This is a genomic window from Lacihabitans sp. LS3-19, from assembly GCF_024343575.1.
Taxonomy (GTDB): Bacteria; Bacteroidota; Bacteroidia; order Cytophagales; family Spirosomataceae; genus Leadbetterella.
Genome location: NZ_RJUA01000111.1, coordinates 1 through 24,769, shown reverse-complemented (window position 1 = coordinate 24,769; position 24,769 = coordinate 1). Strand labels below are relative to the sequence as shown.

General features: G+C 34.4%; 20 protein-coding genes. 9 read left to right on the top strand and 11 right to left on the bottom strand.

The features are described from left to right. Positions 1-2: 2 nt before the first annotated feature. The 5 genes from EGI22_RS15740 to EGI22_RS15720 all read right to left on the bottom strand — a co-directional run bounded on the left by EGI22_RS15740 (position 3) and on the right by EGI22_RS15720 (position 5,882). Positions 3-1,025: a Wzz/FepE/Etk N-terminal domain-containing protein gene (locus EGI22_RS15740; protein WP_255069369.1), complete on the bottom strand. Its 1,023-nt coding sequence runs from the start codon at positions 1,023-1,025 to the stop codon at positions 3-5. A gap of 2 nt (positions 1,026-1,027) precedes the next feature. After that, a complete protein-coding gene (locus tag EGI22_RS15735; protein WP_255069368.1) occupies positions 1,028-3,352 on the bottom strand; it encodes an SLBB domain-containing protein in 2,325 nt (774 codons plus the stop codon). Between the two features lie 419 nt (positions 3,353-3,771). Further along, positions 3,772-4,284, bottom strand: a complete 513-nt coding sequence (locus EGI22_RS15730) for a UpxY family transcription antiterminator (protein ID WP_255069367.1) — start codon at positions 4,282-4,284, stop codon at positions 3,772-3,774. Positions 4,285-4,707: 423 nt separating this feature from the next. Beyond that, the gene (locus tag EGI22_RS15725; RefSeq protein WP_255069366.1) at positions 4,708-5,067 is read right to left on the bottom strand and encodes a hypothetical protein; all 360 of its coding nucleotides are present in this window, start codon (positions 5,065-5,067) and stop codon (positions 4,708-4,710) included. Between the two features lie 626 nt (positions 5,068-5,693). After that, positions 5,694-5,882 (bottom strand): hypothetical protein, encoded by a 189-nt coding sequence (locus tag EGI22_RS15720; RefSeq protein WP_255069365.1) that lies wholly within the window; start codon positions 5,880-5,882, stop codon positions 5,694-5,696. A gap of 237 nt (positions 5,883-6,119) precedes the next feature. On the opposite strand from EGI22_RS15720, the gene EGI22_RS15715 reads away from it, so the two are divergent. Then, on the top strand, positions 6,120-6,437 hold the full coding sequence (locus EGI22_RS15715) for a GIY-YIG nuclease family protein (protein WP_255069364.1): 318 nt from the start codon (positions 6,120-6,122) through the stop codon (positions 6,435-6,437). 675 nt (positions 6,438-7,112) lie between these two features. Here EGI22_RS15715 and wecB read toward each other — a convergent pair. After that, complete coding sequence (gene wecB, locus EGI22_RS15710; protein WP_255069363.1) at positions 7,113-8,204, bottom strand: non-hydrolyzing UDP-N-acetylglucosamine 2-epimerase; 1,092 nt, start codon at positions 8,202-8,204, stop codon at positions 7,113-7,115. Between the two features lie 322 nt (positions 8,205-8,526). Continuing rightward, positions 8,527-9,801: a nucleotide sugar dehydrogenase gene (locus tag EGI22_RS15705; RefSeq protein ID WP_255069362.1), complete on the bottom strand. Its 1,275-nt coding sequence runs from the start codon at positions 9,799-9,801 to the stop codon at positions 8,527-8,529. A 191-nt stretch (positions 9,802-9,992) separates the two neighbouring features. Between EGI22_RS15705 and EGI22_RS15700 the strand changes: the two genes are divergently transcribed. Next, a complete protein-coding gene (locus EGI22_RS15700) occupies positions 9,993-10,436 on the top strand; it encodes a peptidylprolyl isomerase (protein WP_255069361.1) in 444 nt (147 codons plus the stop codon). 224 nt (positions 10,437-10,660) lie between these two features. On the opposite strand, the gene EGI22_RS15695 is transcribed toward EGI22_RS15700, so the two are convergent. The 3 genes from EGI22_RS15695 to EGI22_RS15685 form a co-directional block, all read right to left on the bottom strand. Continuing rightward, positions 10,661-12,460 (bottom strand): acyl-CoA dehydrogenase family protein, encoded by a 1,800-nt coding sequence (locus EGI22_RS15695; protein ID WP_255069360.1) that lies wholly within the window; start codon positions 12,458-12,460, stop codon positions 10,661-10,663. Between the two features lie 188 nt (positions 12,461-12,648). Next, positions 12,649-13,839 (bottom strand): TlpA disulfide reductase family protein, encoded by a 1,191-nt coding sequence (locus EGI22_RS15690; RefSeq protein WP_255069359.1) that lies wholly within the window; start codon positions 13,837-13,839, stop codon positions 12,649-12,651. A gap of 292 nt (positions 13,840-14,131) precedes the next feature. Further along, positions 14,132-15,106, bottom strand: a complete 975-nt coding sequence (locus tag EGI22_RS15685) for a toxin-antitoxin system YwqK family antitoxin (RefSeq protein ID WP_255069358.1) — start codon at positions 15,104-15,106, stop codon at positions 14,132-14,134. 68 nt (positions 15,107-15,174) lie between these two features. On the opposite strand from EGI22_RS15685, the gene EGI22_RS15680 reads away from it, so the two are divergent. The 5 genes from EGI22_RS15680 (at position 15,175) to EGI22_RS15660 (ending at position 20,427) form a co-directional block, all read left to right on the top strand. Next, the gene (locus EGI22_RS15680; protein WP_255069357.1) at positions 15,175-16,104 is read left to right on the top strand and encodes a GDP-L-fucose synthase; all 930 of its coding nucleotides are present in this window, start codon (positions 15,175-15,177) and stop codon (positions 16,102-16,104) included. Between the two features lies 1 nt (position 16,105). Beyond that, positions 16,106-16,834, top strand: coding sequence for a cyclopropane-fatty-acyl-phospholipid synthase family protein (locus EGI22_RS15675; RefSeq protein ID WP_255069356.1), 729 nt, complete (start codon positions 16,106-16,108; stop codon positions 16,832-16,834). A 1-nt stretch (position 16,835) separates the two neighbouring features. Beyond that, the gene (locus EGI22_RS15670) at positions 16,836-17,501 is read left to right on the top strand and encodes a TVP38/TMEM64 family protein (protein ID WP_255069355.1); all 666 of its coding nucleotides are present in this window, start codon (positions 16,836-16,838) and stop codon (positions 17,499-17,501) included. 1 nt (position 17,502) lies between these two features. Continuing rightward, entirely contained in the window at positions 17,503-18,858 is a 1,356-nt protein-coding gene (locus EGI22_RS15665; RefSeq protein ID WP_255069354.1) for a deoxyguanosinetriphosphate triphosphohydrolase, read from the top strand. A 432-nt stretch (positions 18,859-19,290) separates the two neighbouring features. Beyond that, a complete protein-coding gene (locus EGI22_RS15660; protein ID WP_255069353.1) occupies positions 19,291-20,427 on the top strand; it encodes an ATP-binding protein in 1,137 nt (378 codons plus the stop codon). 67 nt (positions 20,428-20,494) lie between these two features. Here the strand turns inward: EGI22_RS15660 and EGI22_RS15655 are convergent, their stop codons facing one another. Then, positions 20,495-20,800 (bottom strand): isoamylase early set domain-containing protein, encoded by a 306-nt coding sequence (locus EGI22_RS15655; protein WP_255069352.1) that lies wholly within the window; start codon positions 20,798-20,800, stop codon positions 20,495-20,497. A 251-nt stretch (positions 20,801-21,051) separates the two neighbouring features. Between EGI22_RS15655 and EGI22_RS15650 the strand changes: the two genes are divergently transcribed. Together EGI22_RS15650 and EGI22_RS15645 are read left to right on the top strand one after the other, a co-directional pair. Then, a complete protein-coding gene (locus tag EGI22_RS15650) occupies positions 21,052-23,451 on the top strand; it encodes a penicillin acylase family protein (RefSeq protein ID WP_255069351.1) in 2,400 nt (799 codons plus the stop codon). An 83-nt stretch (positions 23,452-23,534) separates the two neighbouring features. Then, on the top strand, positions 23,535-24,248 hold the full coding sequence (locus EGI22_RS15645) for an endonuclease/exonuclease/phosphatase family protein (protein ID WP_255069350.1): 714 nt from the start codon (positions 23,535-23,537) through the stop codon (positions 24,246-24,248). Positions 24,249-24,769 lie beyond the last annotated feature (521 nt).

Genomic DNA, 24,769 nt, shown 5'->3' with positions numbered 1-24,769 from the left:
TTTTATCTATTTGTTCTAATGATAAAATAAAACAAAATTCCAGCTGAAGAAAAAAACAAACCCATTAAAAATGAAATAAATACAATTAATGCCCTAAAAGGCTCAGATTTTTTATTTGGAGCTGCGGGTGGGTCATAAATTTTAAAAACTGGGGTTTCTTGTTGCAATTTTATTTTAGCCTCTTCATATTTTTTAAGTAATTCATTGTAAAATGTTGAAGAAATCCTATACTCGGACTCAATTCTTTCCCTTTGCACGTCTGCAGTTTGAAACCGTATTGTTGGTGCAGAAAATTGATCAGAATATCTAGCTTTACGTTCTTGATTTGAATAAAACTTTCCTTTAGAAGCTGCGACTTTTTCTCCTAGAAAATCTACTTCATTTCTTGCTTTTTCTGTCCTATAATCTGTAACATAATCTGTTAAGTAATCAATAGAGAATTTTGCAACACCAGCTGCGACAACTGGATCTGGCATTTTAACAGAAATAGTTATAACACCAGACTTTTTATCAATAGATGCAATTATTCTATCTTTTAAATCCTCGATACGAATTTCATTGAGTCTATTTAAAACTAAAACTCCATTAGGTTTACCTTTAAAATAAGTTAAATATTTACTTTCTACATTTTCATTTTCTTCTATAGTATAATGGTAAAACTTCTCAAAATTCAATTTTATTCCATCTTTATTTAGAATTTCTTGCTTTAAAAGAGTTAAAAAAAAAAGATTACTCTTAAGTATGTTTGGATACAAATCAGGTCGAATAGCATCAGTATTATTTTTCATGCCTAATTCAAATCCACCTATTCCTACCAAATTAGCTAACCCACCTAAATTAGATGACCCTAATGCTGAAATTTCTGGCAATAATTTACCTTCCGATACAAATTCCTCTCTTGAATTAAACGCATAAACAATACCTACTAATGTGAATATAATAGTTATAACAATTATTTTAATCTTTTCCTTAAATAAAGTTTCAATCAAAAATTTCAAATCAAAAAGGAAATGCTTTTCATCCATAATTATAATAATCTAACCAAAGTTAACAAAACCGCCGATAAAGAAACAAAAGCAGTACTAATTGAAATAATCTCGGCTTTACTCAATCTATCTCTATGCTTTACAGGAACAATAATCTGCATCCCTTTTTCCACTCTTGGAAAGTCTTTGTACCCCAAAAATGATCGGGTCCTATTTGTGAGCCCATTTGCATATTTTACGTAGGTTTTACGGACAAAAGCAGAATCAGAAAATCCACCTGCTTGGGCTATGTATTCTCTAAAACTAAAATCGGGTTGAAAAGCCACCGTTGTTGGGTTAAGTACTTGTCCATTGATACGTACCACCTGCTCTTCTTTAGGAATAATAATTCTATCTCCATTTTCAAGAAACAAATTAATTACCGCTTTTTGATCTTTCAATACTTCTTCTAGATTAACTGCTACTTGTTTTCCATCTCTGAAAAACTTAGCACCTTTCAAATATGCATCTGGCCTCTGCCCTCCTGCCCTATTTATTAAATCCGAGATTCTTTCTGTACGGTTTTTAATAGCATATTCTCCCGGATAATTTACTTCCCCTTCTATTTTTACTTTTTCTTGTATTTGGTAATTGGGCAACTCTCTGATAAATACTTGATCAAAAGGTTTTAAATAATATTTAGTTGCTTGAATGTTTAATTCTAAGTTCCCTTCTACTGTTATTATATCCACTTGTTGGTCATTGGATTCGTCATTAAACAGCCTCCTTGCAATCTCAATATGTTTAATGGTTGCACCTATTTGTAAACCTCCAGAAAGTATTATAAGGTCATTAACCGTCATATTATCTGCATAATCATATTCTCCGCTTTGATTTATAGCTCCAGTAATGCTAACTTTCCTCAGTTCACGTAATTCTGTAATTGATTTTATAATAAGGACATCTTCTCTTTTAAGCTCAAAGTCTTCTCCTTTTAATATCTGGTTTAAATCAAGCGGTATAAATATAGGGTCATTGTTTTCTTGCTCTCTTCTGAGTAAGGCTCTGTTTCTGAATGCATCCTCACGCAAACCTTCCGCTTTGCTGAGGAGCTGTCCAACAGTCTTCATGTCCTTACCTATGGCATATTCGCCAGGTCTGAAAACAGCACCCAATACTTCCACTTTGTTAGTATATCTATCGAGGATATTGTTAATCTCAATTTTATCACCGTTTTGTAAACCAAAAGTACGTATCTGCTCAGCATTAACACTTAATATTTCTCTTTCCTTGTCTGTATTTCTTCTGATTGAGATTGTTGCTTTATAGGCATTGTCTGTAAACCCACCTGCATATTTAACCGCATCAGCAAGGTTATCGCCTGATTTTAACTCATATATCATAGGTCTTTTTACTTGGCCTATAAACTCCACCTTTCTGTCGGCTACTGGTATAAAAACAACATCTTGGTCTTGTAAGCCTACGTTTCCATGCATACTTCCTTCTAACAGAAAATCGTACAAATCAAAGGTTTGTATGATCTTATTGTTTCTTAATAATTGAATATTTCGAAACGACCCAATTGTGTTAGGCCCAGCAGAAACGTATAGGGCATTGAACAATGTGGCTAAAGAAGAAACGCTATATGTACCGGGGTTTTGAACTTCTCCCACAACCGTTACTTTTATACTTCTTACTTTCCCTAATGTCAAATCCATATTCAATCCACCATTAGACAAGCCCGCGAATATGGTTTTGAGTCTTTGCAATATCTTTTCCTTGGCTTTCTGTACACTTAGCCCATTTAAATATATGGGAGCCAAACTCTCAATCTTAACGGTTCCTTCGGCAGAAATTCGCAAATCATAATGTTGATAGGCATATCCTGTAATATCCACACTCAATTCGTCATCTGGCCCAAGAACATAATTTGCAGGCGTAGGAAGACGAAGATTGGGCTCAAAATTGAGCTGCTTATTGCTAAACATTTCTCTTCCAAATACATTGCCTTTTTTCTCTACCGAAGACTTGGTATCCACTTGGGTTTCAGCTCGCTCTGACACCTCACCAATTTGCTCTCTAACAGTTGTATTAGGTTGATTTGCTGTAGAAGTAGTATTGGTTTTTATTCGATTTATTCTTTCTCTCACTTTTATGATATCTTCAGATGTATATCCGTTGGCCTTAGCAGCTGCTTCAATTTGCATCTCAGACATACCTTTGCTTTCTGCCTGTTTTATAAACAATTCAATCTGCTGATCAGAAAGCTTGTCAACATCTGGTACAGTTTGAGCTTTGACAGCAAAACTAATCAAAAGAAGAAAAATGGATATTTTAAAAGTTTGTTTTGTTGGCATCAATACTATATATTTTTCTAAATTATGCAAAACTACGATTTTGGAACTGAAAATTAAATTTTTTAAAAGAAAACATCTTTTGGTTAATAGTGAAATAGTTATTGGTTTATTAGTTATTGGTTTATTTGTTTTTGGTTTATTTGTTTTTGGCGTCCCAAAGCTATTGGGAGGTTAAGCGTATTTCTGTTTTGATAAATTCAAGAAATCTTTTTTTTGAAAATGTGTTTTTTTATTGAAAATCGTACTGCTTTTATACAGCTTCGCCCTCTCAGTCACATTTTTAAATGACCTAAAATACACTTTACAAATTCAAATTCAAGTTCAAGTTCAAATTCAATTCTCGAAACTCAACCTCACAAACTAAACTCAATACTCACAACTCACAAACAATGCTCAATAATCACCACTAGCAACACAACACTCACTATTCATAAATATTTAGAATAAACCTAACTTGCCTTTTCTAAAATAATATTATCTAATTTAGTCAATAATTTTATTCCTAAACCTTCCAAATACATTACCAAATTTGATCCATTTTGGCGTATTATTTTTGCTTCTTGATTTATAAAATTGCCTGAAAGGATTTTCACTTTATCGTTTGGATTGTAATATGAAACCTCAATGGCCTCATGGTCATAAACATTTAACCATCTTTTTATTTCATCTATTTCATGATCTTTTACAATGGCGGGTTTTCCACACCAATAGATATACCGAACTACCCCTGGTACAGAAAACACCTGCCTAAGCTCAGATTCTCGAAGTTTCACAAAGAGATAGGAATTGAAAAGTGGTGCTTCTACTTTTTTCTTACGATCAGACCAAACTTTAGTAACAGTTTTTAGAGGGCAAAATGCCTCAAAACCTTTTTGAAGGAGCATATCGGCCACCTTTTTTTCGTGTCTACTTTTCGTATAAAGGACATACCAATTAGAATCTGTAGCTTGTTTTTTTTGCACTAAGGGGTTAATCTTTTCGTTATGGGCTAACATTTCTTTTTACGACTATCTTATCATTTGCAAAAGTAAGCATTTCCCTTAAAAATTAAAGGAAAACTAAATGTTTTTTGATTATATGGTATATCAGATGAAGTGAATTTAATAGGCCTAATTAAGAATTATTTGAGCTTCATGGGAATTAAGACAAAGTTCAAATTCAAAGATTAAGGTTAAATCCAAGATTAAATTTTAAAATCAAATTCATGTTTAAGCTCAAGTTCAAAATAAAGTTCAAAATAAAAAAATATTCAAATACTATTAAATCTCAATTTTCAAAAAAATATAAAACCAATCTAGTTCCTTAATATTCAACATGTTTAATGAAACACCTATGTAATGCTGGAACATAAAAAAACCCAAGCGTATAATCTTGGGTTTTCAGGTTTAAGCCAGCACGGTAGTCTTTCGTCGAACTGTCCGCTTGTAAGCAGACCTTCTTGTGCCACCTGCCATTTGGTATTGATTGGAATCTTTACCATACTTGGCAGCTACACCAGTGAGCATGCGTTCGGAGAAGTTTCTTAACTCTTTCTCCTTGCTTTCCAAATTGTTTTTGAGTTCATCGGCCAGCGACAAATGCGTGTTGTAGGTGTTGAGCACTGTTTCCACTTCGTCGATAGCTGTCTGATACTCAGCAACTGTTAAACCATTGCCGAGGTCTAGGTCGGCTGCGATGGACTTCACTCCCGAAATCCTCTGAACTGCCTGCGACATGGCAGGACTTCCTTTTTTTCTGTAGCTCATTTTGCTTATCAGTAAAAAAAATTAAAAAAAACCGTCCCGCAGCATATAAAAAACAAAAGAATTGACGTAGTATTGAAGTCTGATTTTCAAGGTACGTATTCCAAAGGGTCTTTTTCCTCGCGAGAAAAAGGCCTTTTTTGTTTTTACAAACATTGTTTCGATACTATAAAAATAATTATAGCCTAAACTAAAATGGGCGTTTTACTTGATGGATAAGAATTGATACTAAGTATTACAAAACATTTAGCAAATTGCCAAAGTGTTTTACTTAATAACAAACATCTTATAGTGCTTAAGAATCTTATGAAAGTTACTTTTTATCTTTATAAAGTAAATAACTAACCTTAATTAGTAAGAGATACAAGTTGTCCCAAAACAAAACATTTCAAAAAACTTACTAACCAAGTGCCCTGATTAACTTAGAGGCTTTTGATAGCTTCTTTCATTCTTTCAGCTTACACATCGAGAACAATGAAATTTAGATGTTAATCTGAATGAAATTGCGACCGCAGGTCTCGAGATGCACATCGAGAACAATGAAATTCAGATAATAATCTGAATGAAATTGCGACCGCAGGTCTCGCGATGCAAGCCACATATCAATTGCAGATATGATTTGCGACATCTCAAGTGTTCTCGATAGCTATGCTAGTTTCTTCATTTGATTTTACCAAATCAAACCTCGAAATGCTCGAACTGACAAAAGGCTTGTCACATTGAGCACAATGAAATTCAGATGTTAATCTGAATGAAATTGCGACCGTAGGTCTCGAAGTGAAGTCTGTCACATCGAGCGAAGTCGAGATACAAGCCACATATCAATTGCAGATATGATTTGCTGTAACCCACGTGTTCTCGACTACGCTCGAACTGACAATAGACGTAATATGCTGCAACTGACAGAAGACCAAATACGTTCGAAATGACAGGAAACCTCTTACCCTCAAATTGAAAATATCTCACGAAAATTAACCGCAAAAAAAACACATAAATTTTTTTTATTTAAGCCTACAATAACATATTTTTGAAAATCAAATAATTCACCTTTGCCTATGCGTACTTACTTTTTGTATATCCTTAAATGTGCAGACGGCACCTATTATACCGGCATAACCAATAACTTGGAACGTAGACTTTACGAGCATGAATCGGGTATTAATGAAAAGTCTTACACCTATTCTCGAAGACCTGTTGAAATCCAATTTTATGAGGTTTTTCAAGATGTAAAACAATGCATAGAATTTGAAAAGAAGATAAAGAAATGGTCTGGTAAAAAGAAAGAGGCTTTAATAGAAAAAAATTGGGACAGACTAAAAGAGCTTTCAAAATGTAGAAATGATTCAAATTCTGAAAATTTCAGAAATGGGTGAAAGTGTGTAAATCTTGATTTTTAAAACTCTAGGTATTCTGGATTGCTACGCTAGTTTCTTCAATTGATTTTATCAAATCAAACTTCGAAATGCTTTAACTGACAAAAGGCTTGTCACATCGAGCGTAGTCGAGATGCACATCGAGCGTAATGAAATTCAGATAATAATCTGAACGAAATTGCGACCGCAGGTCTCGAGATGAACGCCAATGTTAATAATGTTAAGAAATTTAACGTAACCCACGTGTTCTCGACTACGCTCGAACTGACATTCGCATTGTCACATCGAGCGTAGTCGAGATGCACATCGAGCACAATGAAATTCAGATGAAATTGCGACCGTAGTTCTCGTGATGACGTCTGTCACATCGAGCACAATGAAATTCAGATGATAATTTGAATGAAATTGCGACCTTTAGGTCTCGAGATGCTAGTCAAATGCCAAATTCAACTGTAAATTAACTGTACTCCACGTGTTCTCGAGACCTATGGCCGAACCTTAATCCGAATTACCATTCGGATTTGGTCTGCTCGAACTGTTCTCGATAGCTACGCTAGTTTCTTCATTTGATTTTACTAAATCAAATTTCGAAATGCTCGAACTGACAATAGACGTAATACGCTCGAACTGACAGAAAACCGACTACGCTCGAAATGAAAATGAATGACAAAAAAACTACATTATCCTCTCTAGCACCTCTGCAATTCTATCCGAAGTCTTCCCGTCCCAAAGAACTGGTATTTCACCTTTTTTCCATTTGCCTGCAAAGATATTTTGAAGGGGTTCTATAAGTTTATAGGGATCTGTTCCGATTAGCATATTGGTGCCAATTGTACAAGTTTCTGGCCTTTCTGTTGAATCACGTAATGTCAAACAAGGCACTTTCATTACAGTAGTTTCTTCTGTAATACCGCCTGAATCTGTGATTACCAATTTAGCATTTTTGACTAAAAAATTAAACTCTAAATACCCCATTGGCTCAGAAAGTACAATATTTTCAGGTTGTAAGTCTAGACTTTCGTAGATTTTCTTTGTACGCGGGTGGATTGGGAATATAATTTTATTTGGACTTACTGTTTCACTTAATATCTTAACTAATTTTTTTAGATTTTCTGGGCTATCAACATTGGCTGGACGGTGAAGTGTCATGACGATGTATTCATTTTCTTTTAAACCATTATCCTCCCAGATTTGGGGCTTTTTGAGCCTGTCCATATTTTTCAATAAAGTATCAATCATGGTATTACCCACAAAAAAAACTTGTTCGGGCTTTATCCCTTCTCTTTTTAAGTTTTGATTGGCTACCTCTGACGTTGTAAAGAAATAATTGGTAATAGCATCCGTAACCTTTCTATTGATTTCCTCTGGCATGGTTTCGTCATACGAACGGATGCCTCCTTCTATATGTGCAACGCGAATATTTAATTTTCTAGCTGCTATAGAGCAAGCCATCGTAGAGGTAACGTCACCAACAACAATACAAAGATCAGATGGGTTTTCTAATAAAATTTTCTCATAAGCCACCATTATTTTTGCCGTTTGCTCTGCTTGGGTGCCCGAGCCTACTTGGAGGTTGATATCTGGATGTGGAATACCTAATTGATCAAAGAAGGTCTCACTCATGTTTTTGTCATAGTGCTGACCTGTATGTATTAAGCGATATTTTATTCCTTTTGCTTCAAAGTTATGTCTTTTGAAGGCATCAATTATAGGTGCTATCTTCATAAAGTTTGGACGAGCACCGGCTATTATATCTATTAATTTCAATATATTAATTTTAAATTACAAAAATAGAATAAAATTCTTCCTTCAAATATGTAACATAAAGATATTTAAGTGCATTAAGTAAAAAGAAATATCTTAATGGTCTTCACCTCCTCCAATGTTTTAAAATTATAGAATTAAGGGGATAAGAAAATCCTAATGGTCTACATTTATTCATTGTCATCATTTTAAAAAAAAAAGCAACCGTCAATGTTTTAACATTAAGGAATTAAGAAATTAAGTGCATGAAGAAAGCTTTAAATAACTTAATGGTCTTCATTACTTCACTGTCTTCATGTTAAAAAAAAGCATTTTCTAATCCATTTTATAACCTTGCATCTACAATTGACTTATCCAAAGTACTTTTTACATCAAACAAAACATGGCTTTTAGCAGCAAAGTCTCCGATGTTTAATTTCTCAAAAACTTGATGATTAACGGCATGGATTATTAAATCATATTTTTGGTTTAAATCTGCTTTCAAACTTATTCCATATTCATGATTCACCTCCTCATTATCAGCCCAAGGATCATATACATCCGTTTGAATGCCAAAATCCTTCAATTCATTGTAAATATCTATAACCTTGGTGTTTCTGATATCAGGGCAGTTTTCTTTAAAGGTAAAACCCAAAATCAAAGCCTTGGAATCTTTAACATTGATGCCTTTGCTAATCATCAATTTAACAACTTTATTGGCCACAAATACGCCCATATTGTCGTTAATCCTTCTACCTGAACCAATCAAAGCAGGATAATAACCCAATTGTTCTGATTTATAAAGCATATAGTATGGATCTACGCCAATACAATGTCCTCCCACCAAACCTGGCTGAAATTTAAGAAAATTCCATTTAGTTCCTGCTGCTTTCAATACTTCGGTAGTATCCAAGTTCATTTTTTCAAATATCAGGGCAAGTTCGTTCACAAAAGAAATATTGACATCTCTTTGGCAGTTTTCTATCAACTTGGCTGCTTCTGCTACTTTTAATGAAGGAGCTTTATAAGTACCTGCTTCGATAATCGAACCATACAATTGATCTACTAAATCTGCTATTTCGGGTGTTGAGCCAGAAGTGATTTTCAGAATCTTTGTGAGTGTATTTTTCTTATCCCCTGGATTAATTCTCTCTGGAGAATAACCGCAGAAAAAGTCTTGATTAAACTTTAATCCACTGTGCTTTTCTAAAACAGGTACACAGTCATCTTCTGTACAGCCAGGATAAACTGTACTCTCGTAAATAACTATATCTCCTTTCTTAAGAACCTCTCCTATTGTTTTACTAACAGAAAGTAATGGTTTAAGGTCAGGTTTTTTATATGCGTCTATTGGCGTAGGAACAGTTACAATGTAAACTTTATTTTTAGTAGAAACATTAATTGTTTCTATTTCAGAAGTGAAACTTAAAAAAGTTGAAGCCGATATTTCTTCACTAGTTTGTTCAAGCGTTTTATCGATTCCTTTTTTTAATTCTTCTACTCTTTGCGAATTTATATCAAAGCCAATAGTAGGGATATTTTTACCAAACTCCACTGCTAAAGGTAACCCCACATAACCTAGACCACAAATTACAATCTCAATATTTTTTATTAGGTGCATTTTAAATTTTTAAAATGAAAAGCAAATTTATATTAAAAGAATAGGTTTCCTTTTGATTCTAAAATAAATGTATTCAAAAACTATTCCTTTTTTATTGAATACAGAAATTTCTAAACAAAGAATTACTGAATTTTAAAATGCAAAACCAGATTTCTCACCTAAATTTGCAGTAAAACTAAACAAAAAATACAATGCGTAAAGCTGAAATGATAACCGATAAGGGTACAATGCTTATCGAATTCTATGATACTGATGCTCCAATAGCAGTTCAAAATTTTATTGATTTGTCAAAAAAAGGATTTTATGATGGTTTAATCTTCCATAGAGTGATACCTAATTTTATGGTACAAGGTGGAGATCCAGACGGTACAGGTGGTGGTGGCCCAGGATATACAATTCCATGCGAATTAGACGGAGAATTGCAATATCACGACAAAGGAGTACTCTCAATGGCTCATAGAGGAAGAAACACAGGCGGCTCACAGTTTTTCATCTGCCATAATAGAACAAACACACAGCACCTAGACAGAAATCATACTTGCTTTGGTAAAGTTGTTGAGGGTTTGGATGTAGTTGATTTGATTCGTCAAGGCGACAAAATACAGAAAATTACTATTGTTGAGGAAGTTGCTTAAAACTATCTGAATATTGAATAAGGTAGCTTAAATAATTTTGAGCTACTTTTTTTTGACCAGTTTGCCAAATCATGTAATTCTATAACAAACTGACAAAAATTAAAAACCAGCCCTAAATGATATAAGACTGGTTTATTGGTTTTTAATTGTTGATTCTAAGCCAAAATATTCTTCCCTCCTACTACCCCTTCTCGAAAAGAGAAGCGAAATGGAGTTCTATTTTATTAAAATATGTATTTATTTTCAGCTAAAAGTGCATCTGCGACTCTTCTTCTTGCATCTTTCATATTTATCGGGTCGATTTTTGTAAAACGCTTTAGTCCCATTAGCATTACTCTTAGTTCGTCTCCTTCAGCGAATGCTGTTATAGCTTCTCTGCCTGCTGAGTTACACTTCTCAACTGCCTCTTGCAGATAAACCATCGTCATGTCTTTTTGCAAAACAACGGCCTCTTCGCCTTTTATGACAACTAGTTTTTCTACTCTTAAAAGTGCCGATTCAGCAGCGTAAATCTCTGTGATCATATCAGCAACATTCATCAATATCTCTTGCTCATGTGATAGCTTCATCATGAATTTTTGAACTGCAGCTCCAGCAATCATCAAAGCTGCCTTTTTCAAGTTTTTGATTACTTTTTTCTCGGCTGAGAACATTATTTCGTCCTCATCAGACTCGAAAGATGGAATCGAAAGTATTTCTTTACCTACAGCAGTTGCTGGACCTAAAAGATCTAACTCGCCTTTCATGGCCCTTTTTAGATACATATCCAATATCAACATACGGTTGATTTCGTTGGTACCTTCAAATATTCTATTGATTCTTGAATCTCTGTAAGCTCTTTCCATAGGTGCATCGGCAGAATAGCCCATACCGCCGTAAACTTGCAAACCTTCGTCTGTTACATAATCTAATGTTTCAGAACCATGAACTTTCAAGATTGCACACTCTATGGCATATTGCTCCAAAGCTTTCAGTTTGGCACTTGCATCGTCCATACCTGAAGCTACAAAAGTTTCGATTAGGTCGTCAATGTTTTGTCCAGCCCTGTAACAAGCAGTCTCACTTACCCAAATCTTCGTAGCCATTTCGGCTAATTTGTGCTTAATCGCTCCAAACCTTCCGATAGAAATTCCGAATTGCTTACGCTCGTTGGCATAGTTTATAGCATGATTTAATACGCCTTTTGAGCCACCAACTGCTGCAATCCCTAATTTGATACGTCCAATATTAAGGATATTTACTGCTATTTTAAAACCATTTTGCCTGTCCGAAAGCATATTTTCAACAGGTACCATGCAGTCGTTGAAGAAAACTTGACGTGTATCAGAACCTTTAATTCCAAGTTTTTTCTCCGGCTCATTCATCGTGATACCACCAAAATCCTTCTCAACAATAAATGCCGTAAGATTTTTATCGTCCTCTATTTTAGCAAAAACAATAAATATATCAGCAAAACCACCATTGGTGATCCACATTTTTGTACCGTTGATTTTATAATGTTTGCCATCTGCAGTCAACTCGGCTTTAGATTTTGCTCCGTTGGCATCCGAACCTGAATCTGGCTCAGTTAAACAGTAGGCAGCTTTCCAAACACCAGAAGCAAGGTTTGGAAGATATTTTTGCTTTTGTTCTTCATTACCATAATATAGAATAGGCAAAGTACCAATGCCAGTATGTGCTGATTGTGCTACAGAGAAAGAATGACCAGCACCCAAAACTTCCGCTACTAACATAGAAGTATTGAAGCTCATTCCAAAACCACCATATTCTTCGGGAACAGCTGTGCCTAAAAGACCAAGTTCGCCAGCTTTGTCCATCAAAGATGAAATCAAATCTGGTGATTTAGCATAATCTATTTCATCTAAAATAGGCCAGATTTCTGTCTTTAAAAAGTCTCTACAAGTTTCAGCAATCATTTGCTGTTCTTCGTTGAACTCTTCACGGATAAAAATTTGGTCGGCAGTTGATTCTTTAATTAAGAACTCCCCTCCTTTCAATGCTTCATTTTCAGCTACTAGTGACATATCTATAATTTATTTAAAAGATCAAACAGAATAGTATGCTTGCATACTAATTGCAAAGTAAAAAAATAAAATATTGTTATGCAAGCATACTATTATATTTTTTTGAGAAGTATTGGTATAAAGTAAAAAATATATGTGGAAATGGTAGATTTAACAATTACTAAAAAAGAAGAATAGTAACTAATACATTACTCCTTTTCCAATTTCTCAACAAATCTCCTAAAATCTTCCACAAAACTATTGTAATACTCACCAGTGCCCGGTCCACTAAAGCCCGTATGTATTTGGCGGACTATGCCCTTTTTGTCAATAATAATGGTTGTTGGAAAACTGATGATTTTGTTGAGCATTGGGAGTTTTTTTGAAGCGTCTTCTTTATCGTTTAATCCTGCTAGTAAGATAGGATAGTTTACTCCAAATCTTGTTTTTAGTCTTTCTATTTTTGGTTTAACAAAACTTGGCTCTAAAGACTTTTCAAATGCCAAGCCTATTATTTCTACGTTTGGATTTTGCTTTTTGAAATTGGCTAAAAACCGCGTTTCATCCATGCAGTTCGGGCACCAAGAGCCCAAGACCTGCACTATAGTTACTTTGTTTTTAAATCTATCGTCTTTTAATGAAACCTGATGACCGTCAAAGTCTGGGAAGCTAAATTCCAAACTTTCGAAGCCCGGTTTTAGGAAGGTTAAACTGTGAGGATCGGGTAATTCTGCCTTTTCGTTTTTTATGCCCGACCATTTTTCTACAACTTTTAAACTATAACAAAAAGTACCGCCAACTAAGCTATCATTTTGAATTTTGGCTTTAAACAAAAACGTATGGTTTCCGTCAAAACAGCTTAGTTTCAGGCTATCTCCAACCACGTTTCCATCTAAATATCGATAATCACCAGTAGTAGTCAGGAAGGTTCCTTTTACGCTGTTTCCAGTTTGTTTGAAAATACCCACGGCTTCATAAGTACTTTCGCCATCATCAAAAACTACAGAATATTTGTTCGCTAATTTCTTATTTTCTTTTCCATTTTCAAATCTAAAACTTTGATTAAACTTGGCCTTAAATGCTCCTTCTCTGTTGCTTAAGTCGGCCATTTTTTTTCTGAATATCCCATTCATTTCTTCGCCGTTTAGTTTGGCTATTATTTCAGCATCAAAGAGTTGCATCACTAGGTGTAACGAGTCGCTCTGGAAAAACAAGGTATCGAAGGCAAGTTTTTCGTCGGAGTTGATAACAAAGGCTTTGTCTTTTTCTATTTCAATATTAAAAGGTAAAACACCCTCTACTGTTGGTATCTCTGCCCGCCAAATTCCAGATTTTATTTCTTGATTTTCTTTGCAAGAGAGTATAGCAAAGCCTAATAGGAAGAATAATAGTTTTTTCATTTGAGTTTTTCTTTGGAATAAAAATTAAAGCCAAAAAGCTCAATAGACAATCTGGCGAAATAATATTTTGCAAAATAGCTATGATGAGCATCGAAAAACCTATCGAGATAGGTTTGCAGAGGATCGGAAATAGGTATGAAGCCAAATTTTATTGTAACCGATTTTCTAATGAGTTTTTTGGGTTAAAACACAAAATCTGAATTATAGTTTCTATTTAAGAATTGAAGAAGCTTTTTATTTCACTTTTGAATTTAAAATTGAAGTTGAATTTATGCTTTTTTTAAACAAACCTTTATTTCATGGCACTGCTATCATAGGTCATTTTGCCATCAGCACTATATTCTTGCAGCAATTTTGGTTCAGTTATATCGAAAGCATCTTTCGGGTATTGCGTTACTTTTTTTCGTCTGTTACCGCCCTCATAATACTCCACCCAACGGCCAACTTTTTTTCCATCGTCATAATGACCTTCTTCAGCTAAAGTCCCGTCTTCATAAAACCTCCAATAATCTCCAGTTGTTTTTCCATAAATTACCGGAATTATCTCTTTGATTTTTGCAGAGTCAGAACCAAAATAGCTTATTTGAGATTCATTATAAAATCCCTTATTGAAGTATTCTTTATCTACTAAATTAAAATCCTTGTCGTATTCCATCCAGCGGCCATGCTTTGCTCCTAGATAATAGAAACCCTCCTTCATTAGTTTTTCTCCACGGTATTCTCTAAATGGGCCATGAAGCAAACTATTAGTTTTAATATCTCTCGATATCGCATCAATAAACTTCTTATTTTTTTCGTCGTACCAAGTCAGTGTTCGATTGTATGGATTTGGCTTTTGATGTTGTTTTAAAATATAAAACTCCTGATAGAGCAATCTACTACCTGATCCACGTTTGTAGATTCTTTTTTCTATTGCAATTTTTTCGTAATTCTTACCATCAAACACCTCTGCCTTTGCCTTTTCAATCGCTTTTTTGGCTTTTTTACTTTTTGATCTTACCTCTGACGAAAGATTCGGAATGGTCTCGTTCATAAACTTTTTGGCATCTTCCACAGAGCTGATTTTATTGTCTCCAGGTAGATTTATAGAAGCTTTTGGTTTAGGTAAGTTAACATCTATCGGTAACGTATCCTCGATTTTCTCTTCCAAAGTCATTTTTTTACGATCAGCTTTACGCTGTTCTTTGGTCTTGGCCTTCGGTATCACGTCTTGAGCTTGGAGGCCAAGACCCAATAAAAAAAAGTATATGAATAGAATTCGTTTCATTATAAGTCTCTTCTGTAGTACTTTTGCAATGCAAATTGAATTTTAAAAACGTAAATTTCACTAAAAAATTGGAATTATCCGACAAAATATATGTGGCTGGTCATAATGGTATGGTTGGCTCTGCGATAGTTAGGAATCTAAAAAGTAAGGGTTTTAGCAATTTTCTATTAAAATCTTCAAAAGAACTGGACCTTAGAAACAGCCAAGAAGTATTTGATTTTTTGGAAAAAGAAAAACCTGATTATGTGTTTTTGGCTGCTGCAAAGGTTGGAGGAATAATAGCCAATAATACCTTCAGAGGGCAGTTTTTGTATGAAAACTTGCAAATCCAGAACAACGTAATTCATGGCTCGTATATGGCAGGCGTAAAGAAATTGATGTTTTTAGGTTCGTCTTGTATATACCCAAAACTGGCTCCACAACCATTAAAAGAAGAGTATCTTTTAACAGGATTGCTGGAACCCACAAATGAGCCGTACGCTATAGCCAAAATAGCCGGTATAAAAATGTGTGAAGCTTACCGAGATCAATACGGCTGCAACTATATATCAGTAATGCCAACCAATTTGTACGGACCGAATGATAATTATGATTTAAATACTTCTCACGTGTTGCCAGCAATGATTCGTAAGTTTCATGAGGCTAAAATGGAAAACAAACCACAAGTGGAGCTTTGGGGAACAGGTTCGCCGATGCGTGAGTTTTTACATGCTGATGATCTTGCCGAAGCTTGTGTTTATCTCATGGAAAACTATAATGACAGCACACTTGTAAACATTGGAACAGGTGTAGACGTGACGATAAAAGAACTTGCAGAAACCATTAAAGCCGAAGTGGGATACGAAGGAGATATACATTGGAACACTGACAAACCAGACGGAACTCCTCGAAAATTAATGGATGTAAGCAAGCTTAACAGCTTGGGATGGAAACACACCATAAACCTAAAAGAAGGCATAGCCATGGTGTATCAAGAATATAAAGCTTTGCATTCTTAATATGGCAGAATGGTTTGCAGAATGGTTCGATACACCGTTTTACCATATTTTATATAAAAGTAGAGGTGAAAATGAAGCACAAAAGTTTATTGACAATTTGGCTGAAAAACTCAACTTCAGTAGTGATTGGCAATACTGCGATATGGCTTGTGGTAAAGGTAGACACGCTATTTACCTTAATTCGAAAAACTTCGAAGTAACGGGCTTAGACTTATCGCCAAACAATATTTGGCATGCTCAATGTGCAGAAAACGAGAAGTTGCAATTTCATGAACATGACATAAGGGATACTTTTCGCCCTGAATATTTTGACGTGATGCTCAACTTATTTACAAGTTTTGGCTATTTTGAAAATCAAGAAGAAAACCAAAAGGCAGTAAAAGCCATGTCAAATAGTTTAAAATCTGGCGGAATATTGGTTTTAGACTACATGAACAGCCGAAAAGCTATAGAAGGATTCAACTCTCATTACGAAAAAACCGTAGATGGAATACAATTTAACATCAATAAAAGGATAGAATTTGGATTTATTTTCAAAAACATAAGTTTCGAAAATGAAGGCAAAAACCATAAATATGAGGAGCGTGTAAAGTTATTGTTTTTAGAAGATTTCAAACATTTTTTTGAAGCCTCAAACTTGACCCTAATAGATGTTTATGGCGATTATGAACTCAATCCCTATCAAGACCTTGCCTCTGACCGAATGATAATGGTTTGTAAAAAAAACTAAAATGAAACAATCTCGGCTACCTTCTATTTTGAGTTTTGTTGGCTTCACTTTATTGCCGCTTTTTAGTACTTCTATTTTAAGTTTATATCTTTTAAAATACGAATCCGAAATTTCCAATTTCAATGTTTGGTCTTGGTTGATTTTAACGCTTATCTTAACTATTGGAGCAACTATCGCCCTTTGTCCTCCTACATTTTTGGCAATTGTTCTTGGCTATTTCTTGAGCTTTTCGGCAATACCATATTTATTGATTATCAATTTTGGAGCTATTTTCCTGATTTATGTTTTATACAAAAAGCTGGATTTTAGTTGGGTGGAAAGTTATTTCGACAAAAACGAAAAAGTTAAAAATCTTCTGAAAAATATAAAAGTAGACGAGTTAAAAATCATTTTTTTTGCAAAACTCTCCCCTATTCTGCCGTTCGCATTGACAAACCTAACCTTTGCCATTTCTGGAGCTAAGCTTCGAAATATCTTGATAGGAGGATTTGCAGGCATGGTGCCAAGAACACTGCTCGCAGTATATACCGGAAGCCAAGCCAAAGAAATAAGCACTTTGATTCAGCATCCTAACCAAGGTCTTTTTTCGAAAATATTAATACTTTTACTGGTAATTGCTTCCGTTTGGGGCATAACGCACTATTTCAGAAAGGCAATAAAAATTTAAAATGAACTGGGAAACACTATATTCAAACAAAAGACTGGGTTCTCAAAACACCCACGCCAGAGATGAAATTCGAGGCGATTATATGCGTGACTATGACCGCGTGGTGTTCTCTTCGCAGTTTAGACGATTGCAAAATAAAACCCAAGTATTTCCACTTCCCGGAGCTGTATTTGTTCATAATAGACTCACACACAGTTTAGAAGTAGCCTCTGTTGGTCGCTCACTGGGTAAAGCTGTCGGTGAGAGATTGTCAGACAAATACCAAAACAAATTCTCAAAAAATGTAAGCGATTTTTATAGATTTGAGCTTTCCGATGTAATCCAAACAGCATGTTTAGCACATGATATTGGAAATCCACCCTACGGGCATTTTGGAGAGGAAGCTATACGTACATTTTTCACTGATTTCTTTTCAAAATCAGAAAATAAAGAAAAAGTAAATGACAACCAAAGGCAAGATTTGGAAAAATTTGAGGGCAATGCAAGTGCATTCAGAATTCTGACGACCATTTTCCAAAGTGCGGGGTTGAAGCTTACGTATACTTCTTTGGTTTCGATTATAAAATATCCTTGTGACTCCATTTCTGGTTTTAACAAACAAGCTTTAGGAACAAAAAAATCAGGCTTTTTTGATTCAGAAATACCACATTATCAAGAAATTGTAAAAGAATTAGGCTTAAAAAAAATAGACGAAAACAAAAACGTTTATGCTCGTCATCCTTATGTTTATTTGGTAGAGGCTGCAGATGATATCTGTTATAGAATCATAGATTTAGAAGATGCATTTAAGCTAAACGTAATCTCCTACCAAGAAGCAGAGGGTTTGCTTTTGCCATTGTTTGAAAATGACAATAGTCAAGCATATATCCAAACTAAACTAACTACCATAAGCGATGAAAGCCAGAAACTTTCGCTCTTAAGGGCCATGCTCATTAATCTCCTCACCAGAAAATGCACAGATGCCTTTATGATCAATGAGAAAAAACTTTTGGAGGGCACACTTAATAAATCTTTGATAGATTTAATAGATGAACATTCGATAGCACAATTGAAGAAAATTGATAAACTTTCTTTCCAAAAAATATACAACCACCACTCGGTTGTAGAGAAAGAATTAGCTGGTTACCATGTCATTTATGGCCTTTTAGAGGATTTTGTCGGAGCATTGACAAATAATACCCAAGCCAAATCACAGAAAATCTTAAGGCTTCTTCCAAGCCAATTTATTATTTCGGAAGAAAACACACTCTATCAAAACCTAATGACAATCGTAGATTTCATATCAGGCATGACCGACAACTACGCCATGGACCTATTCCGTAAAATCAGGGGAATTCAGTCGCCAGAGTTTGCTTGAGGGCTTGGTTATTGGTGTATTAGTTGATTAGTTATTGGCATGTTGGGTATTGGTATATTAGTTTATTGGTCAATTAGTTACTCGTAAAATGGATATTGGTACATGATTTATTGTGTAATGTCTATTGGAAATAATTTTGACTTTTTTATTGACGCTAAGCGATGCTTCAGTTGCTAATTTAATAATATTTCGTAGCTACTAATTCGTGTTAATTCGTGCATTCGTGGCAAAAAAATACTGTAGTCGACCCATTAGAGTTAAAATATCACTTTAAAATTAGTTTTCATTTTTAGAATCATAGTATTAAAAATCGATATTTTGGGAATTGAATCCTTAAAAATAGCGATATTTTGGGAATTGAATCCTTAAAAATAGCGATATTTTGGGAATTGAAATTTATTATTAATACTTTTGACTCTAAATCTAGAAGAAATGATAAAAAGAATTCTTGAAGATAAACTTAAAAAAAGAATAGATTATAAAAAGGCAATAATCATACTTGGCCCAAGGCAAGTTGGGAAAACAACATTGATTAAAAACTTGGCCAATTCTACTGGTAAAGAGTTTGTTTATTTTAATGGAGATGAAATAGAAACTCAAAATCTTTGGAAATTAGAAAATATAAATTTCTTAAAACTAAGCTTTGGCAATCAAAAACTAATATTGTTAGATGAAGCTCAAAGAATTGAAAATATTGGACTCATTTGCAAACAAATATTAGACTCAAACGAAGGCTATCAACTTATCATCACGGCTTCCTCGTCGCTCGACATAGCCAATCTCACACAGGAGCCATTAACAGGAAGGAAATGGGAGTACAATTTATTTCCAATATCAATAGGTGAGCTTTTGATACATGAAAATTATTTAGAAGTTATGAAAAACCTAAATAATCACTTGGTATATGGTACATATCCAGAAATAATAAATGAACAAAACGATGCACGAGAAATTTTAAAAAATCTTACAAGTAGTTATTTATACAAAGACATACTTGCACTGGTAGGTATAAAAAAACCACAAATACTAGAGAAAATTCTTACTGCTATTGCGTTTCAAGTTGGAAGCGAGGTATCATTGAGCGAATTAGCACAAACAGTTGGTGCAGATATAAAAACAATAGAAAGCTATATCCATTTATTAGAACAGGCTTTTGTTGTGTTTAGATTAGGCACATTTAGCCGGAACTTGAGAAATGAGATAAACAAAAAGAAAAAAATATTCTTTTATGATAACGGCATTAGAAATGCTTTAATCTCAAATTTTAATCCAATCACCGCAAGAAATGATATTGGAGCACTATGGGAAAATTTTTTAATAGTGGAACGGAAAAAGCTATTGGCATATCATGGGTATTATGGCAAAACATATTTTTGGAGAAATAAAGACAAGGCTGAGATAGATTATATCGAAGAAATAAACGGAGAAATTTATGTTTTTGAATTAAAATGGAATCCTAAAGAAAAAGTAAAGTTTCCGCCAATATTTATGGAAAACTATAGACCAAAAGAGGCTAAAACAATAAACAGAGAAAATTTTATGGAGTTTCTAACAGTTTATCCTTATTAAAAAGCAAAAAAATAGCGATCAAATGACCGCTATTTTTAAAATCTATTCAACCTTAAATAAAAAATCTTTATAGTACAACTACCGAGTTAAGATCAGCAGAAACACCTGACGGTACATACTTATCAGCAGCGTCGTCGTTAATCCAACTTTCACCGTCAACTAAATAACGGAACTGGATGTCGTTTCCAACTGGTAATTCCAAAGTAGCTTTGTAATTTCCATTTTTTTGTTTTTTCAATTGCGTTCCTTCAGAATCCCAATTGTTGAAATCTCCTAATAATAAAACCTGATTTCCTTGTACTTGTTCTGAGGCCAACTCAAATGTTACTTTACAAACTGGCTTCGATTTCAAAAACTGTTTAGCTAATGCCATAGGTAATTTTCTGTTTGATTACATTGCAAATTTACCACCATTATTTTTTTAAGTGTATGTTTATGAGTGCCTTAATTTTCAAAATTCTTGAAAAAATCCAATAAAAATATTAAAGCATTCAAATATTTTCTTAAAAACACCTTAATTTTTTCTTAAAATCAGATTTTTAAGTTCTTTTAGAAAAATAAAGAATTGTACTATCCTATGATATAATTTCATATTTTTGAAAAATCATCCTTCAAACCAAATCAATGAAAACCTTCAAAAAAATAATTTTTGGTGTTTTGACCATCATCATACTTTTAGTCGCATCTATTTATGGTTATTTAACCTACTTAAAACCAAGCCAAAATGGAACAATTAATCTTCCGAAATTAAAATCTGAAGTTGAAGTTTTATACGACAATTACGGTATCCCACATATTTACGCCGAAAACGAAGAAGACCTTTTCTATACATTTGGCTACGTGCATGCCCAAGACCGACTCTTCCAGATGGAAGTATTGAGACGATTGGCTGATGGTCGCCTATCGGAATTGTTTGGTGAAGCAGCACTAGAAAGTGACAAATTCTTTAGGACTTTGAGTTTTAGAGAACACGCCAAACTTACAATGGCTACTACTTACAAAGACCCCAACTCTCCTTTCGTAATCGCCGCCAAAGCATACATTAAAGGCATAAATGAATACATCAAAAACGGCAAAACGCCCATTGAGTATTCTATAGCGGGTATTCCCAAAACAGAATTCACGCTAGAGGACATGGAAATCATTGTTGGCTATATGGGCTACACATTTGTGGGAGCTTTTGGCTCTGAGGCGGTTTCAACTGACATTTTGAATAGACTTGGCCCTGATTATTACAAAGATGTGCTGGCTGCTTGGCCCGATTCTTTGTACAAAATCCCCGTACAAGCAAACCTTGGTGCTGCAAAAAATTTGGCAATAATGGCCAATAGTCTAAGTAAAATGGACCTAGAATTGCCTTATCCGCCTTTTCATGGATCCAACGGCTGGGTGATAGCTGGAAAAAAGACGAAATCTGGTAAACCTATACTTTCAAATGATACGCATATTGCATTTTCGCAACCTTCGGTTTGGTATGAAGCTCATTTAGAATGTCCAACTTTCAAAATATACGGAAATTTCTTAGCCGGAACACCCGTGCCGGCCTTGGGACATAATGACAAAGGAGGCTGGGGACTTACGATGTTTGAAAACGACGATGCAGATTTTTTCAGAGAGACATTAAACCCTGCCAATCCAAACCAGGTAAAATACAAGGATACATGGGAAGATATAATTATCAGAAAAGAAACCATAAAGGTAAAAGACAAGCCAGATGTGGTATTGGATGTCAAAAAAACCAGGCATGGCTATTTGCTAAATGGAGCATTCAAAAACGTTGAAAATATAAAAGACCCTATTGCATTGTGGTGGGTATATCATCAGTTTCCGTCACAACATCTTAATGTTTTTTACAATGTTTGTAAGTCGAAAAATGCGAATGAAATGGCAAAAGCTGTAGCTCCGTTGACATCGCCTGGGCTAAACTTCATGTGGGGAGATACCGAAGGAAACATTGGCTGGTGGGCTGCAGGAAAACTGCCGATAAGACCAAAACATGTAAACCCAGCTGTGATTTTAGACGGTTCCACTGGTCTTGACGACCCACAAGGTTGGTATGATTTCAGTTTGAATCCTCAAATCCTAAATCCTGAGCGAGGTGTGTTGTACACAGCAAATAACCAACCTGAAGATATGGGTAATGGACTTGTACCGGGTTATTATGTGCCAGCAAATAGAGCCAAACGAATTGAGGACTTAATTTTCACAGACAAAATAGACTGGACGGAGGAATCTGTACGAGAAGTAATCAATGACGTAAAAAGTAGCATGTATCCGGCCACTGTTAAATCTATCTTTGAGGCAATTCCTGAAAGTGAAATGACACAAGAAGGTAAAGATTTGAAAAAATCATTAATGGCTTGGGATGGCTCTCACAATTTAGAAAATATAGAGCCCACTATATTCTACAAACTCCTATACAATATCATGAAACTCTCTCTTCAGGACGAGTTAGGTGCTGAGGAATTCGCGGCTTTTGAACATAATTTTAGTTTAAAAAGAAATACTTCGGTATTCTTGAACAATGATAATTCTAAGTGGTGGGATAATGTTAGCACCCCCGAAAAAGAAACAAGAAAGGCAATTTTCACAAAAGCTTTGGCACTTTCAAGTCAAGAACTGGTCGCCCAATTAGGCAAAGACCAATCGCAATGGAAATGGGGCAAAGTGCACAGCATAGAGCATAAACATCCTTTGGGAATTGTACCCGTGATTGGAAAGTGGTTTAATGTAGGGCCAATACCGGTAAATGGCGGCAGAGAAACAATCAATAATCTAGACTTTTTCATGGATTCAACCGGAACCTACAAAGTGGTTTATGGACCAGCTTTACGTAGAATTATAGATTTTGGAAATCCTGAAGCGGCACAAAGTGTCAATCCAACGGGACAAAGTGGGTATTTTATGAGTAAAAACTACGATGACCAAGCCGAGATGTTTGCTACAGGTGGTAAAAGACCAGAACTAACCAACCGAAAAGATATAGAGAAAGCAATGAAAGGTAAATTGGTATTTAAGCCATAATCTCCTTTTAGAAGTTTTAGATTTCAATATAACATTTTTGGCATCTAAAACTTCCATTTCTTATCAAAAATGCTCTAATAGCTATGAAAATTATCACTTGGAATTGTCAAGGAGCATTTCGAAAAAAGGCAAAATCTATTTTTATTAAAAATCCGGACATTACAATAATCCAAGAATGCGAAAACTTGGAAAAACTGAACACCGAAAAAAACTTAGATTTACTCAAAAATCAGATTTGGATTGGCGATAATAAACACAAAGGTCTTGGAATTTTTTCAAATGAAAAGTATATTTTAAATATCCATCAAAAGTATAATCCAGATTTAAAATATATTGTGCCAGTAATTGTAAAAGGAGACAGCATAAATTTTACACTATTTGCAATTTGGGCTAATAATAAGGAAGATAAAGATGGCCAATATGTAGAACAAGTATGGAAAGCCATAAATTATTATGAGAAACTTCTAGAAAATGAGTTGGTAATTCTAACAGGTGACTTCAATAGCAATACCATTTGGGACAAACCAAGTAGAATCGGAAATCATTCGGATGTTGTGGAAAAGCTCTCTACAAAAGCTATACATAGTATTTACCACAAACATCTCAACCAAACTCAAGGAAAAGAAGAGCATCCAACATTCTATCTTTATAAAAACAAAAACAAGCCTTATCATATTGATTATGCCTTTGTTTCCCTTTCGATGTTCGAAAAACTTATCGAATTCGAAGTCGGCACTTACGAAGATTGGATTGCAATAAGCGACCATTCTCCTCTCATAATGAAATTTGATTATTGATCAAATTGTATAAGGCTTAATTGTCGTTTGTATTTATCGATTCTTAAAGTATTCCAAAATTCACAACAATACCTCAAATCAAAATACGATAAAAGCTTAGAGGATTAGGCAAAAGTTAATAATTGTTCCATCTTCAAAATTAATAATTTATTCGCTGAGTCTCCAAAAATATCTTGGCAGCCTTTTTTTTGAAACATGAAGAAAATGAAGAAATGAAGACCATTAAGATTATTTAAACCTTCTTCATGCCCTTAATATCTTAATTCCTTAATGTTAAAAAATTGAATGTCGCTTTTTTTGAAAAATGAAGAAAATGAAGAAAAGAAGACAACTAAGATTATTTAAACCTTCTTCATGCCCTTAATATCTTAATTCCTTAATGTTAAAAAATTGAATGTCGCTTTTTTTGAAAAATGAAGAAAATGAAGAAAAGAAGACAACTAAGATTATTTAAACCTTCTTCATGCCCTTAATATCTTAATTCCTTAATGTTAAAAAATTGAATGTCGCTTTTTTTGAAA

What these genes read in the sequence shown, in the direction of transcription:
- EGI22_RS15660 (WP_255069353.1), top strand. Translation starts at nt 19,291, where the DNA reads ATGATAAAAAGAATTCTTGAAGATAAACTTAAAAAAAGAATAGATTAT.
- EGI22_RS15675 (WP_255069356.1), top strand. Translation starts at nt 16,106, where the DNA reads ATGGCAGAATGGTTTGCAGAATGGTTCGATACACCGTTTTACCATATT.
- EGI22_RS15685 (WP_255069358.1), bottom strand. Translation starts at nt 15,106, where the DNA reads ATGAAACGAATTCTATTCATATACTTTTTTTTATTGGGTCTTGGCCTC.
- EGI22_RS15650 (WP_255069351.1), top strand. Translation starts at nt 21,052, where the DNA reads ATGAAAACCTTCAAAAAAATAATTTTTGGTGTTTTGACCATCATCATA.
- EGI22_RS15715 (WP_255069364.1), top strand. Translation starts at nt 6,120, where the DNA reads ATGCGTACTTACTTTTTGTATATCCTTAAATGTGCAGACGGCACCTAT.
- EGI22_RS15655 (WP_255069352.1), bottom strand. Translation starts at nt 20,800, where the DNA reads ATGGCATTAGCTAAACAGTTTTTGAAATCGAAGCCAGTTTGTAAAGTA.
- EGI22_RS15725 (WP_255069366.1), bottom strand. Translation starts at nt 5,067, where the DNA reads ATGAGCTACAGAAAAAAAGGAAGTCCTGCCATGTCGCAGGCAGTTCAG.
- EGI22_RS15645 (WP_255069350.1), top strand. Translation starts at nt 23,535, where the DNA reads ATGAAAATTATCACTTGGAATTGTCAAGGAGCATTTCGAAAAAAGGCA.
- EGI22_RS15740 (WP_255069369.1), bottom strand. Translation starts at nt 1,025, where the DNA reads ATGGATGAAAAGCATTTCCTTTTTGATTTGAAATTTTTGATTGAAACT.
- EGI22_RS15690 (WP_255069359.1), bottom strand. Translation starts at nt 13,839, where the DNA reads ATGAAAAAACTATTATTCTTCCTATTAGGCTTTGCTATACTCTCTTGC.
- EGI22_RS15700 (WP_255069361.1), top strand. Translation starts at nt 9,993, where the DNA reads ATGCGTAAAGCTGAAATGATAACCGATAAGGGTACAATGCTTATCGAA.
- EGI22_RS15695 (WP_255069360.1), bottom strand. Translation starts at nt 12,460, where the DNA reads ATGTCACTAGTAGCTGAAAATGAAGCATTGAAAGGAGGGGAGTTCTTA.
- EGI22_RS15705 (WP_255069362.1), bottom strand. Translation starts at nt 9,801, where the DNA reads ATGCACCTAATAAAAAATATTGAGATTGTAATTTGTGGTCTAGGTTAT.
- EGI22_RS15665 (WP_255069354.1), top strand. Translation starts at nt 17,503, where the DNA reads ATGAACTGGGAAACACTATATTCAAACAAAAGACTGGGTTCTCAAAAC.
- EGI22_RS15670 (WP_255069355.1), top strand. Translation starts at nt 16,836, where the DNA reads ATGAAACAATCTCGGCTACCTTCTATTTTGAGTTTTGTTGGCTTCACT.